This window comes from Pseudomonas sp. AC016 (assembly GCF_979253365.1).
In genome coordinates this window covers 5565399-5578730 of the sequence record NZ_CEEDCC010000001.1, presented here as the reverse complement: position 1 = coordinate 5578730, position 13332 = coordinate 5565399, and the positions used below count along the sequence as shown (strand labels likewise).

Here is a 13332-nt window from a genome sequence, read left to right as displayed (position 1 = left end):
GTCGATCAGAAGTCGATGGTGCCCGACACTTTCAAGGTGCGTGGCTCACCCTGCGTCAGGTAGCCGCCGTTGGTGGACGCCCAATAATCCTTGTTCATCAGGTTTTCGACGTTGGCGCGCAGAGTGATGTCTTTCTGCGCGACGTTGAAGGTGTAGCGTGCGCCCAGGTCGAAGCGGTTCCAGGTCGGAATGCTCAAGGTATTCGAAGCGTTCAGGTACTGACCTCCGGTGCGCAGCATGCGTGCGTTGATGGCCGCGCCTTCGATGCCCGGAATGTCCCAGTCTGCTCCGGCGTTGAACTGGAAGGTCGGCACACCCACTGCATCGTTGCCATCGTTGCTGCCGCCTGCGGTCCCGCTCAATTCAGTGTCCATCAGGGTCAGACCCGCCAGCAGGCGCAGTCCGCTGACCGGCTCACCGAACACATTCATTTCCACACCCTTGTTGCGCTGCTCGCCATCGCGAACATAACGGGTGCCGCTACCTTCCTGAACCCGATAACCATCGGCCGGTTGCTCGATGCGGTACACGCCCAGACTCGCGCCGAAGGTGCCCATGTCCAGTTTCACACCGGCCTCGACCTGCTTGGAACGCGCAGGCGGAAATATCTCGCCCGGATTGATCGTCACGTTGCCCGGCGCGGTCGGCCCCTGGGCCAGGCCCTCGATACGGTTGGCATAGAACGACACGTAGCGCCACGGCTTGAACACCACCCCATAGATGGGCGTAGTAATTGCCTCGTCATACAGCGAAGTGCGCGGGCCGCTGCCATAGGCATAACCCTGGACGCGCAGTTGCTGACGACGCAGCCCCGCCGTCACCAACAGACGATCGTCGAAGAAACCCAGCGTGTCGGAGAACGCTGCGCTGCGCATGCGGCTCTTGCCGGTGATGCCGGGGTCGTTCAGGTCGCCGGCGGTGAGACCGGTCAGCGCAGGACGCGTGGTGGACACCGGATCGTAAAGGTTGCTGTTGATGCTACCGCCGCCGAACAGGTACGCGTTGCGCTGCTCAGTCCAGATCCCTGACAGACCGAAGTTGACCTTGTGGCTGACAGGGCCGGTCTGCAGGTTGCCGTTGATGCCCGCCATGGCAGTCTTGTTGTCTTCATCATGAGGGATGAAAGACGGCGTCGCCGTGATGTTTCCAGCTGCATCGTTGATGGTCGGGGATCCATAGATACCGGTTTCACGGGTGTGTTTGGCACCGGCAGCGGCATACAGCATCCAGTCATCGTTGAGGTCGTACTCGACCCGGCTCATGCCGAAGGTGTCTTCGGTTTCGGTCCAGGTCCAGTTCGGTGCGTAGTTGGTATCGGCGTCCGGCGCGTGGGGCACGCTGGTCAGGCCGCTGCCCACGAACACAGTGTTGCGGCTCTGATTGATGCGCTGTTTCTGGTAAGCGAAGTCGCCAGATATGCGGAAATTGTCGCCGCGATAATCAAGGCCCAGCGCGAACAGCTTACTGCGATGTTCTTCGTCTTCGACGCCGGTTTCACCTTCGCGCTGGGCCAGGTTCAGGCGTGCGCCGAACCGGTTGTCCTCACCAAAGCGCTGACCCAGATCCAGATGCTCGCCAACCCGACCGTCGCTGCTGATGTCCGTGGTGAAACGACGTGTCGGTGTGTCCTTGGCACGCTTGGGCTGCAGGTTCACGCCACCGCCGATGCCGGAACCGGTTGGCGTCACGCCGTTGATGAAGGCATTGGGGCCTTTGAAGACTTCGACACGCTCCAGCGCGTCGGTCGAAATGATCTGACGAGGCAGCACGCCATAGAGGCCGTTGTAGGAAATGTCGTCGGTATTCAGCGCGAAACCACGGATCACAAACACCTGCGAGGCGTTGGCGTAGCCGGATGACTGGCGAACCGAGGCGTCATTGAGCAACACGTCGCCGATGTCTTCGGCCTGCTGATCCTCGATCAACTGCTCGGTGTAGCTGGTCATGCTGAAAGGCACGTCCATGATGTCCGAACTGCCCAGTACGCCAAGCTGCCCACCACGAGCCACCTGCCCACCGGCGTAAACGGGCGGCAACGCCTGAGGAGCGATCTTGTCAGCGCTGATCGCAGTTTCGCCCAGCACCATGGGGCCGCCTGACGAGGCAGACGTGTCGGTAGCGGCCCAGACGGGAAGACCCAAGGAACAGCCAAACGCAATCAGCGTCAGGCGCAAAGGAAATGGCGAGGTGTGCATGGAGATGTCCTGCTGAACGATAAAGTAGGCCGGGCAGTGTCCTTCCGTGACTGCGCCCTATTGTGTGAATGCGAAATGCTATCAGGTGTTACTGGGAACGGTTATCGTTTATTTGTGTGCAAGCGGATACAGAGTGGGTTTCACGACGAAAGGCGGACGCAGAGTGTTCTGAGAGGCGTTACCACGCTGGGAACGATCAGAGATCTCAAGCACGCTGATCGTGCCGATGCCCTGCGTCGGCATGCAGCCCGTGACGCTCCGCGTCACGAATGGCACAGACTGCGGGTCAGTCCGTCGAGCGCTCGATTTGCGCCATCGTTTCAGAGAACCCGACGAGACCAGGAAACGCCTTGAAACGCATGGTCACAACATGAAACAGGACACTGGCGGCGACCTGATGCGTTGTGTGGTGTAAGCTCAGCCGCTGTTGGTTATCCCATCGAGAGGCCTATGCAGTCCAACTTCCGACGCTCGACCCTGGCGGCGCTCCGCGGTTTTGCCCTGCCGGGCGATGCGATCTCCATCGTCCCCTCTGCCGCCGACTATCGGCGCTGCCTGCTGGAAAGGATCGCTTCGGCGACCCGTCGCATCTACATCATCGCGCTGTACCTTCAGCAGGATGAGGCGGGCCAGGAAATCCTCGATGCCCTTTACGCTGCCAAAACTGCCCGCCCGGCGCTGGAAGTGGTGGTGCTGGTCGATTGGTTTCGGGCGCAGCGCGGCCTGATCGGTGCCGGACGCCAGCCGGGCAACTCGACCTGGTATCAGGCACAGAATCTGGAGTACGACCAGGAAGTACCGATCTACGGCGTACCGGTCCAGACCCGCGAGCTCTTCGGCGTGTTGCACCTCAAGGGCAGCGTGATCGATGACTGCGTCGTCTACAGTGGCGCCAGCATCAACAACGTCTACCTGCACAAGCTCGACAAGTACCGGCTGGACCGTTATCACCTGATCGAGAGCGCACCGCTGGCAGACGGCTTCGTGGATCTGGTGCAGCGCGAAATACTGCCTTCACCGGCCGTGCATCGCCTGGACCTGCAATCTCCGCCCAGTTCACGCAGCCTGCGCGGCGAGATTCGTGCCTTTCGCAGCAACCTCAAACGTGCGGCCTACGACACCTCCTCGGGCGAAAAGGAAAACGGTGAGTTTCGCGTCGTGCCGCTGCTGGGCGTCGGTCCGCGCAACGGTCTGAACCGCACCATCTGCGACCTTATCGCTTCCAGCAAGATCCAGCTGACGATCTGTACGCCCTACTTCAATCTGCCGGTGGCCGTTACCCGCGAAATCAATCGGGCTCTCAAGCGCGGTGTGAACGTCGATATCATCATCGGCGACAAGACGGCCAACGACTTTTTCATCCACCCGGACGAACCGTTCAAGGTGATCTCTGCCCTGCCCTATCTGTATGAGATCAGCCTGCGACGTTTCACCCAGAAGCATCGCAAGGCCATTGCCCAGCACCGTTTGAACGTGCACCTGTGGAAGCATGGCGACAACACCTTTCACCTCAAGGGCATCTGGGTCGATCAGCGTTACACCCTGCTGACCGGCAACAACCTGAACCCGCGCGCGTTCAACCTCGATCTGGAAAACGGCCTGCTGATCGATGATCCACAAGGTCAGTGGACTGCACCGCGAGAAGCAGAGATCGCCCACCTGATGCGCAACACCCAACGCGTCAGCCAATACGACGAACTGGACACGCTGGCGAATTACCCCGAAGGGGTGCGCAAGTTTTTGCGCCGCGTGAGTCGTGTCAGAGTCGAGCGTCTGCTGTACCGGATTCTGTAGAAGACGCTGACGGCACAGGACGGTGTTCGCGATGTTGTTCGCGGACACCGTTGCGATTAACCCGCCAGGGCAATCAACTGCTGACGCTGCGCATCGGTCAGGGTCGGGCCAAACCCGGCGCCGACGTTCTCGGCCATGTAACGGGGGTTCCCGGTGCCGGGAATCACACAGGTAACAGCGGGGTTGGCCAGCAGAAATTTAAGCGCCAGTTGCGGCCAGCTGTTTACTTCGACCTGGGCAGCCCAGCCAGGTAAAGGCTTGTCCTTGAGGCGCGACAACAGTCCGCCACCACCAAACGGCCGGTTGCAGATCACCGCCACACCGCGCTCCCTGCACAGCGGCAGGATCCGTTTCTCGACGTCACGGTCGTCAAGCGCGTAATTGATCTGCAGAAAATCCAGCGGCTCGCTCTTGAGCACCGCTTCCACGTCAGCGTAAGCGCTCGAGGTGTAGTGGCTGATGCCGATGTAGCGAATGCGACCCTGTTCCTTCCAATCGCGCAATGTCGGCAGATGAGTCTTCCAGTCCAGCAGGTTATGAATCTGCATCAGGTCGATCCGGTCAGTCTGCAGCAGCTTGAACGACTCCTCCATCTGCGCGATACCTTCGCTACGTCCCCGCGTCCAGACCTTGGTTGCCAGAAACGCAGGGGATCGAGGCTCGTGGATCGACAGCAATTCCCCGGTGGTCTGCTCGGCGCGCCCGTACATGGGCGAGCTGTCGACCACACTGCCGCCTGCCGCGAACAACGCGTCGAGAACCGGGCGCAACTGCTTGTAGGCCGGGCTGGAAGTGGCCACATCAAAACCGCGATAGGTGCCAAGGCCAACGACAGGCAGCGGTTCATTGCTGGAGGGAATCGCTCGGGTCAGCATGGTCTTGCCTCCGGATGTCAGTTTTGGGGGAAGTGATGAAGGGTCGGACGGCGATGGCAGCGTCGGCGGTTTCTGGTCACCGGCAGCGGTGTCGAACACCAATGCGGCGCCTACACCTGCCGCCAGGGTGAGCAGTCTTCTGCGGGTCAGGTGATGGGGTGGCGTCATGACGTTCTCCTTATCTGTCCTGCACGTGTTTTATTTTGAGTGTTCAGGACCGCTTGGCCCCCAACTGCTTCCACATCTTTTGCGTGATTCTCTGCCGGTTACGGTAACCCTCCCACGGATCGCCTTTCAATTCACGCAGACGTTGCTCCAGATTGGTGACGTCCCATTGAGCCGAAGACGTAAGGCCCGCCAGTTCATCGAGCGCTATCGGCACCGAAACGGGAAGCCCGGGCCGGGCACGAACCGAATAGGCGGTGACAGTGCTACCGCCGCGGCTGTTGCGCAGGTAGTCGACGAAAATGCGACCGACGCGGTTTTTCGGGCCCATGGTGGCGGTGAAACGCTCGGGCAGCTGTTGGGTCACGAACTCGGCGATGGCTTTGGCGAAGCCTTTGACCGTGTCCCAGTCAGCGTGCCGGGCGAGCGGCACGATAATGTGCATGCCTTTGCCACCGCTGGTTTTCAGAAAGGCCTCAAGCCCGAGTTCTTCAAGCACCGCCAGCACCATTTGTGTGGCTTCGATCATGCTGCGCCAGGGCAAGACCGGATCCGGGTCGAGGTCGAGCACCAGATGGTCAGGCGTTTCGATGCGGTCGCTGGTCGACCCCCAGGTATGAAACTCGATGGCGCCCATTTGCGCGGCACCGACCAGGGCCTGAACCGTGTCGATTTCCATCAGCGCGGCGTGGCCCGGATCAAGCTTGCGATCCAGTTGCCGGATATGGGGAATCGCCAGGCGCTCGGAGTGCTTCTGAAAGAACTGCTCGCCGTCGATACCCTCGGGGCAGCGCAGCAGCGCGACGGGACGATTGTTCAGATACGGCAGGATCCAGTCGGCAATCGATTCATAAAACTGGGCCAGTTCGATCTTCTGCGTACCGCTCTTGCTGTCGATCACTCGATCCGAATGGCTGATGCCGACACTCGCGACATTGACCTTGCCTCGCGCCGTCTTGCTCGCAACTGGAGTCTGCGCAGCCTTCGCTTTAGCACCCTTGGCAGCTTTGGGGCGGCTGGCAATATCGGCTGGCTGAGGGTACTCACGCACCACCTCACTGGCGGGTTTGTCGCTGCGCAATCCTACGAAAGCGGCCTGACGCAGAATACCTTCCCGAGTCCACTCCGCGAACTCGGCCTCGCAGATCAGTCGCGGTTCTACCCACTGCACACCCCGCGCCTGTGCCGAGGTGAGCTTCTTGTCGAGCGGCGAGGTATCGCGCTCCAGCGGCTGTAACTTTTCGTGCAACTGCTTGAGGGTCTGGCTGGTGAAACCGGTGCCGACCCGCCCTGCATAGACCAGACCGTCGTCATCATTGACCGCCAGCAGCAAGGCGCCGAACGCCGACCGACTGCCCTGCGGCGCGGTGTAACCGACGATCACGAACTCCTGACGCAGCCGACATTTGAGCTTGATCCAGTCGGCGTTGCGCTTGCTGACATACGGACTGCCGGCCCGTTTGCCGATCACGCCCTCCAGCCCCATCGCGCTGGCGCTTTCGACGATGTCCTTGTGCCCCGAGCGAAACGCATCGGAGAAACGCAACAGACGACTGCGCTGTTTACCGAGCACCTGTTTGAGCGCATCGCGGCGCTGCTCGATGGGCACCTCACGCAGGTCCTCACCAGTCAGATACGGCATGTCGAACAGGTAATAGAGAATGTCCTTGCTGCGACCGTTTTCAAAGGCATTCTGCAACGCCTGAAAATCCGGCAGCCCCTGGTCGTTGAGCACCACGACTTCGCCATCGAACCAGGTGTCCTGCAGTTTCAGCGCCTTGATCGCCTTGGCCAGCTCGGGCAGCCGCTCGGTCCAGTCGTGGCCGTTGCGGGTAAAAAGCCGCACGTCATCGCCCTGAATACGCGTCAGGATGCGATAGCCGTCGAACTTGATCTCATACAACCACTCGCCTGCAGGGGGGGCGTCCACCAGCGTGGCAAGTTGCGGGGTAAGCAATTCGGGAAGCGCGGCCTTTGCCTTGGTACGGGAAGACGTGCGGGAAGGTTTGGCCGGTGCAGTATCGGTTTTGGTCTTTGTCGACCGGGGTTTGGCCTTCGACGCCGGAACCCGTCCAACGCCGACGTGAGCACCGCTGATCACGCTCTGCGGCTGTTTCTCGGTGATGTCGTATTCGTCGGCAGGCCGGGCGACCGAATCCTTTTCCTTGATCAGCAGCCACTGCTCCTTGCTGCCGCTGCCCTTGAGCCGGGTACGCACCAGCGCCCAGTCTCCGGTGAGCTTTTCGCCGATCAGCGTAAACTTGAGTTTGCCCGCTGCGTAGGTCTTGCGCGGATCGCCGTGAGGTTCCCAGACGCCACGGTCCCAGACAATGACGTCGCCACCGCCGTACTGTCCCTTGGGAATACTGCCTTCGAAACTGGCGTAACCCAGCGGGTGATCCTCGACATGCACCGCCAGGCGTTTCTGGGTCGGATCAAGGCTCGGCCCCTTGGGCACCGCCCAGCTTTTGAGCGTGCCGTCCAGTTCCAGCCGAAAGTCGTAATGCAGGTGGCTCGCGTCGTGCTTCTGAATGACGAAGCTCAACGCATGAGCCTTTGCCGAGCGCTTTTTGCTGCCCGCCTCGGCAGGCTCCGAGGTGATGTCGAAGTTGCGTTTGCGCGTGTATTCGCTGACAGGCTTGGCCATGGTCAATTTCCCCGTACGGCTCAGGAGGCCTTGCTGGTTTTCTTGCGAGCCGGCGCACGGCGCTTGGCGGGTTCTTTGGTGGCGGACGCTTTGGACTTGGCGGATTCGCTGGCGGACGCCTTGGCCTTGGCCGCAGGTTTGCTCGCCTTGCTCTTGCTGGCGCCGCCCTTGCCCGCCAGGCTGCGGCGCAACAGGTCGGTCAGATCGATGACATCGGCGCTCTTGCGCTCTTCCTCGCCCTGATCGGTTTCAAGGTCCTGGATCTTGCCCTCTTTTGCCTTGGTTTCGACCAGTTGCATGATCTTGTCCTGAAAAGTGTCGCGGTAGTCTTCCGGCGTCCAGTCGGCACTCATGTCCTTGACCAGACGCTTGGCCATGTCGCGCTCGCTCTTGTTCAACTGCACGTCGGTGACCGCATCGCTCAGGTCCAGATCATCGAGCTCACGCACATCGGCCGGCCAGCGCAGGATCACCATGACCAGCGCCGAAGCCAGCGGCATGACGGCAGCCAGATGCTCCTTGGTGTGCAGCACCACATTGGCCAGCGCCACTTTTTTGGTGTCGTGCAACGTCTCGCGCAGCAGGGCGTAGACTTTTTCGCCGCGCTTGTCAGGGGTCAGAAAGTAAGGGGTGTCGATGTTCTGCAAGGGAATCTGCTGGCTGTCGACGAAGCCGAAGATATCGATGGTTTGCGTGGACTTGGGATGCGCAGCACGGATCTCCTGCTCGCTGAGCACCACGTAACGGTCTTTCTCATACTCGACGCCCTTGACGATGTTCTCGCTGGAAACTTCCTTGCCGGTGACCTTGTTGATGCGCTTGTAGCCCACCGGGTCCATGCTGCGCTTGTCGAGCCAGTCAAAATCGACGCCTTTCGATGATGTCGCCGAAATCAGTGCCACCGGTATATGCACCAGCCCGAAACTGATCGCGCCCTTCCAGATTGCCCTTGCCATTGCCTGACTCCCTCAGAACTTAGAAAGGTGACAGGCCGGGGTGGGCAAAGTTTCGGCCGGCAGACGAGCGCCAGAGCGGTGTAAGCGAGGCACCTGAACGTCTGACTTTTATTTATATAACCTAAGAATCTAAAAATATGGATTAACGTTCTTTTACGGAATAAATCTGAGTGTCTATAAATGGCGTCACTTCGAGGCGCTGTTGACCTGCTGTCCGGGATCCAACAGTTGCCTTCAACGACTCTGACCCGGCTGACCACTCAAGGATTTGTCATGAACGTTTTCTGGTTTCTTCCGACTCACGGCGATGGCCATTATCTGGGCACGACCAAGGGCGCGCGCCCGGTCACGCTCAATTACCTCAAGCAGGTGGCGCAGGCGGCTGATGATCTGGGTTACTACGGCGTACTGATTCCCACCGGGCGCTCATGCGAAGATTCCTGGGTAATCGCCTCGGCGCTGGTGCCGCTCACTGAAAAGCTCAAGTACCTGGTGGCGATTCGTCCGGGCATCATTTCTCCGACAGTGTCGGCGCGCATGGCGGCAACGCTGGATCGACTGTCCGGCGGACGCTTGCTGATCAACGTCGTCACCGGCGGCGACCCGGACGAGAACCGGGGCGATGGCAGCTTCCTCGATCACAGCGAGCGCTACGAAGTCACCGACGAGTTCCTGAAGATCTGGCGTCGGGTCCTGCAAGGCGAAGCCGTCGACTTCGAAGGCAAGCACCTGCGCGTGCAAAACGCCAAGGCGCTCTACCCGCCGATCCAGAAACCCTATCCGCCGTTGTATTTCGGTGGTTCCTCCGACGCGGCCCACGACCTGGCTGCCGATCAGGTCGACGTTTACCTGACCTGGGGCGAGCCTCCAGCCGCCGTCGCCCAGAAGCTGGCCGATGTGCGGGAACGGGCGGCACGCAAGGGCCGGACCGTGAAGTTCGGTATTCGCCTGCACGTCATCGTCCGCGAGACCAGCGAAGAAGCCTGGAAAGCGGCGAGCACGCTGATCGAACACATCAGTGATGAAACCATCGCCGCAGCGCAGAAATCCTTCTCGCGTTTCGACTCCGAAGGACAGCGCCGCATGGCTGCCCTGCACGACGGGCGTCGCGACAACCTGGAAATCGCCCCGAACCTGTGGGCAGGCGTCGGTCTGGTGCGTGGCGGCGCTGGTACCGCATTGGTAGGCAACCCCGAAGAAGTAGCGGCACGCATCAAGGAATACGCGGACCTGGGCATCGAGAGCTTCATATTTTCCGGCTACCCGCATCTGGAAGAAGCCTATCGCTTTGCCGAACTGGTGTTCCCGCTGCTGCCGGAGCCGTACGCCAGCCTGGCGGGACGCGGCATCACCAACCTGACCGGCCCGTTCGGCGAGATGATCGCCAACGACCTGCCGCCGCAGGCCAAGTGATGTCGGTGCAACTGCTGACCCTACCGCACTCGCCTGCGCTGGCCACCTCGATCAGGGCCACGGCGCAGGTGTTCGAAGACCCGAAATCCAGAGCCCTGCTGGAGCATGTCAGGCAGGTGGCTCCCAGCGACGCCAGTGTGTTGATCATTGGCGAAACCGGCACCGGCAAGGAACTGGTTGCCCGTCATGTCCATGCACTCAGCGCCCGCCGCGACAAGCCATTCGTGGCGGTCAACTGCGGAGCCTTTTCCGAAAACCTGATCGAGGCCGAGCTGTTCGGTCACGAGAAAGGTGCCTTTACCGGTGCTATCGGCACCAAGGCAGGCTGGTTCGAAGAGGCCAATGGCGGCACGCTGTTTCTCGACGAGATCGGCGATCTGCCCATGAGCCTGCAGGTCAAATTGCTGCGCGTGCTTCAGGAGCGCGAAGTGGTGCGTCTGGGTTCGCGCAAGAGTATTCCGATCGATGTGCGGGTGCTGGCGGCCACCAACGTGCAGCTAGAGAAAGCCATCAACGCCGGACACTTCCGTGAGGATCTTTACTACCGACTGGACGTGGTCAATCTGGAACTGAGCCCGCTGCGGGACAGGCCGGGGGACATCCTGCCACTGGCGCTGCATTTCATTCAGGTCTACAGCCAGCGTCTCAGGAACGGCCCGGTCAGGGTCAGCCCGGAAGCCGAGCACAAGCTGAAAACCTACAGCTGGCCCGGCAATATCCGCGAGCTGGAAAACGTGATTCACCACACCCTGCTGGTTTGCCGTGACGGGGTGATTCAGCGCGACGACCTGCGCATGTCCAACCTGCGTATCGAACGTCAGGATGAATACGCTCAGCAGGAAGAGACCCCGGAACAGTTGCTGAACCGGGCATTCCAGACGCTGTTCGAAGAACAGGCCGGTGCCCTGCATGAAAAAGTCGAGGACGCACTGCTTAGAGCGGCGTATCGATTCTGCCATCACAATCAGGTGCACACCGCCAGCCTGCTGGGCCTGACACGCAATGTCACACGCACCCGGTTGATCCGAATCGGCGAACTGGCCGTCAACAAGCGCAGACCGGGTGAGGCCCTGCAGGGAGACCGGATGCTGCACCTCTCCGTGTGACCGGACCTTCGCTCAAGGACGAGCCATCACCTGTCCCATGATCCGAAAGCTGCCAAGCGACGGACTCAGTCTGCCAGATGAATGGCCAGTGCCTTGGCCTGACTCGCCACATCGTTCACAGCGGTACTCTCCCACCACATCCCGCGCAACGGCGGGCCCATGGCGAACAGGCGTGAAGAATAACGGCCTTGTGCATCACGCACGGCGCCGCGGGAATCGGCTGCGATGCCCAGCGCCAAAGGCCCCGGCTGGATCAACCCTCTGGCCAGCAGTTGACGCGGTAGAGCACGATTAACGCGACGCCAGTCGTATTCGATGCCGGTGGAATTGATCAACGCATCGCCAGTGATTGATGATGGCTTATCATCGCCTCGGTAACGCAGCGTAATCTGCACTTGACCTGACGCCAGGGTCGAGACTCCCTGTAACGATGCCGCATGGATGCTCAGTCGCCCTTCCTTCAAGAGCCGCGCGACCAGTGCCGCACTTGGCGGCGGCGAGCGATGATGATGACTCTCCCACCAGGGCCGCACGTGACGGACGAACTGACGACGCTGCCTGTCGTTGGCCTGGTTCCACAATCGCCCAATGTTGGCGCGGACCGTGTCCAGCGGTGCCTGCCAGTCGATACCGCTCTCGATGGCCAGTTCACATTGCTCGCGGACCTTGCGAATCAACTGCCGGGTGGTGCGGATGCCGTGATCCTGGCCGAGAAAATCCGGCCATTCGGGCGGCTGTCGCCGCACATGGGGTAACAGTCCATGACGGGAATAGACTTGAATCGGCCCCCGGTGCCCTGCCTGTTCGAGCGATACCACGGCGTCCACCATTGTTAGCCCGGAACCAATGATCAACACACGTGCCTTGGGATCGAGCTCGCGCATGATCTTGACGTCCCACGGATCGAGCGCTGCCGCATTGAGCCCGCTCGACTCGCGCTGCGGTGTACGCGACGCCGCATACATGCCAGTCGCCAATACGGCGAAGTGCCCTTGCAGTACGCGGCCATCGGCAAGCGTGGCAGACACGCCAGCGGCCTGCTCCTGGATATCCACGACTTCGCCGTGCACGTGCTCGACGGACGATCCTCGGGTCGCACCCAGTGCCTGGGCTTCCCTCAAGCGCTGCTGAACATAGAGTCCGAATACTCCGCGTGGTGGAAACAGCTCGGCGACCGGCACCCGTTGCGCGGCTGCCTCGGGCCAGCCGCCGTTGGCAAGGTATTCGGTGAGCCAGCGCGTCAGATCATCAGCGTCATCCGCGTCGGCACTCATGCGGGCGGCATTGCCATTGAGCGTGTGGCCGATCTCCGTTGCACTGTAAGCCTCACCGCGGCCCAGCTCTTCACGGGTTTCGACAATCCGGATTCGACGCTTTCCGGGTATGCGCAGCAATTGCACGGCCAGCATGGTGCCGCTCAGCCCGCCGCCGACAATCAGGATGTCGGCGGTCGGGTTATGGTCGTCGATCATCGAACGTGGCCTCTGGCGAATGTTGCAATGAATGGAGGTCGGTACGTTAAAGCACCACATTGCGCACAAAGCGCAGCGTGACGTTACCTTCGTTGCAATAACGGTGCGGCTGACTGCTGGGGAACATGTAGAACTCGCCGGAGCCGACCTTTCGAGGTTCGATTCCATCGGAAAACCGAATGGTCAGATCCCCTTCAACGACATAGACCTGCTCGCTCCAGCCTTCCGGGTCGGCGTCGGCTGCATACAGGTCGCCGGGCGCCAGGCAGAACTCCCACAACTCGACTTCACGCCGCGCATTGGCCTTGGCCAGCAGAACGGCCTTGCTGCCGTGAAGCGTACCCGCCCAGGCGAGTTCATTGATACGGCTGTGGTCGCGGATGTCTGGTGCCTGAATCAAGTCGCTGAACGCCACTTCCAATGCTTCGGCAACCCGATCCAGGGTCGCCAGACTGACGTTCCTTTCACCGGCCTCGATGGCCACCAGCATGCGCCGACTGACGCCTGACCGTTCTGCCAGAGCCGTCTGACTGAGGTCGGCCGCGTTGCGCAGGCGTCGCACGTTCTGACTGACATGCTGCAGTACCGGCGCGCGCTGGGAATTTTCTTTGTCCATGGGAGTGCTCATCCGAATCCGTTGCGCATTATACTGCACACTTTCGCGACGCCATTGTGTGTCGACCCGCTTGTCACAAGCAAGGCCGTGGGA

The 13332-nt window shown here is 60.8% G+C and carries 9 protein-coding genes; 3 read left to right on the top strand and 6 right to left on the bottom strand.

Annotated elements, in window-relative coordinates:
* Nucleotides 1-5: 5 nt before the first annotated feature.
* Nucleotides 6-2195: a TonB-dependent receptor gene (locus tag AC0IXS_RS25080; protein WP_471825970.1), complete on the bottom strand. Its 2190-nt coding sequence runs from the start codon at nucleotides 2193-2195 to the stop codon at nucleotides 6-8.
* 450 nt (nucleotides 2196-2645) lie between these two features.
* Between AC0IXS_RS25080 and pssA the strand changes: the two genes are divergently transcribed.
* Nucleotides 2646-3989 carry a CDP-diacylglycerol--serine O-phosphatidyltransferase gene (pssA, locus tag AC0IXS_RS25075; RefSeq protein WP_122667768.1) on the top strand — a complete coding sequence of 448 codons (1344 nt, stop codon included), beginning with the start codon at nucleotides 2646-2648 and terminating at the stop codon, nucleotides 3987-3989.
* A 56-nt stretch (nucleotides 3990-4045) separates the two neighbouring features.
* On the opposite strand, the gene AC0IXS_RS25070 is transcribed toward pssA, so the two are convergent.
* Genes AC0IXS_RS25070 through ku form a run of 3 tightly spaced genes read right to left on the bottom strand, consistent with a single transcriptional unit; the run spans nucleotide 4046 to nucleotide 8632 of the window.
* Complete coding sequence (locus tag AC0IXS_RS25070; RefSeq protein ID WP_471825968.1) at nucleotides 4046-5032, bottom strand: aldo/keto reductase; 987 nt, start codon at nucleotides 5030-5032, stop codon at nucleotides 4046-4048.
* A 43-nt stretch (nucleotides 5033-5075) separates the two neighbouring features.
* The gene (gene ligD / locus AC0IXS_RS25065) at nucleotides 5076-7676 is read right to left on the bottom strand and encodes a DNA ligase D (protein ID WP_449122004.1); all 2601 of its coding nucleotides are present in this window, start codon (nucleotides 7674-7676) and stop codon (nucleotides 5076-5078) included.
* 20 nt (nucleotides 7677-7696) lie between these two features.
* Nucleotides 7697-8632 (bottom strand): non-homologous end joining protein Ku, encoded by a 936-nt coding sequence (gene ku, locus AC0IXS_RS25060; protein ID WP_069144403.1) that lies wholly within the window; start codon nucleotides 8630-8632, stop codon nucleotides 7697-7699.
* Between the two features lie 273 nt (nucleotides 8633-8905).
* Here ku and ssuD point away from each other — a divergent pair, with 273 nt between their 5' ends.
* On the top strand, nucleotides 8906-10045 hold the full coding sequence (gene ssuD, locus AC0IXS_RS25055) for an FMNH2-dependent alkanesulfonate monooxygenase (RefSeq protein WP_025995890.1): 1140 nt from the start codon (nucleotides 8906-8908) through the stop codon (nucleotides 10043-10045).
* Nucleotides 10045-11151, top strand: a complete 1107-nt coding sequence (locus AC0IXS_RS25050; protein WP_081021833.1) for a sigma-54 interaction domain-containing protein — start codon at nucleotides 10045-10047, stop codon at nucleotides 11149-11151. Before ssuD ends, AC0IXS_RS25050 begins: the two co-directional genes overlap by 1 nt.
* A 65-nt stretch (nucleotides 11152-11216) precedes the next feature.
* Here AC0IXS_RS25050 and AC0IXS_RS25045 read toward each other — a convergent pair whose 3' ends face one another.
* Together AC0IXS_RS25045 and AC0IXS_RS25040 are read right to left on the bottom strand one after the other, a co-directional pair.
* Nucleotides 11217-12623, bottom strand: a complete 1407-nt coding sequence (locus AC0IXS_RS25045; RefSeq protein WP_122573737.1) for an FAD/NAD(P)-binding protein — start codon at nucleotides 12621-12623, stop codon at nucleotides 11217-11219.
* 46 nt (nucleotides 12624-12669) lie between these two features.
* Nucleotides 12670-13239: a helix-turn-helix domain-containing protein gene (locus tag AC0IXS_RS25040; protein WP_057408505.1), complete on the bottom strand. Its 570-nt coding sequence runs from the start codon at nucleotides 13237-13239 to the stop codon at nucleotides 12670-12672.
* Nucleotides 13240-13332: the final 93 nt, after the last annotated feature.

Bases quoted from the DNA above. Each gene is read 5' to 3' on its own strand.
- AC0IXS_RS25080 (WP_471825970.1), bottom strand. From the start codon at position 2,195: ATGCACACCTCGCCATTTCCTTTGCGCCTGACGCTGATTGCGTTTGGC.
- pssA (WP_122667768.1), top strand. From the start codon at position 2,646: ATGCAGTCCAACTTCCGACGCTCGACCCTGGCGGCGCTCCGCGGTTTT.
- AC0IXS_RS25070 (WP_471825968.1), bottom strand. From the start codon at position 5,032: ATGACGCCACCCCATCACCTGACCCGCAGAAGACTGCTCACCCTGGCG.
- ligD (WP_449122004.1), bottom strand. From the start codon at position 7,676: ATGGCCAAGCCTGTCAGCGAATACACGCGCAAACGCAACTTCGACATC.
- ku (WP_069144403.1), bottom strand. From the start codon at position 8,632: ATGGCAAGGGCAATCTGGAAGGGCGCGATCAGTTTCGGGCTGGTGCAT.
- ssuD (WP_025995890.1), top strand. From the start codon at position 8,906: ATGAACGTTTTCTGGTTTCTTCCGACTCACGGCGATGGCCATTATCTG.
- AC0IXS_RS25050 (WP_081021833.1), top strand. From the start codon at position 10,045: ATGTCGGTGCAACTGCTGACCCTACCGCACTCGCCTGCGCTGGCCACC.
- AC0IXS_RS25045 (WP_122573737.1), bottom strand. From the start codon at position 12,623: ATGATCGACGACCATAACCCGACCGCCGACATCCTGATTGTCGGCGGC.
- AC0IXS_RS25040 (WP_057408505.1), bottom strand. From the start codon at position 13,239: ATGGACAAAGAAAATTCCCAGCGCGCGCCGGTACTGCAGCATGTCAGT.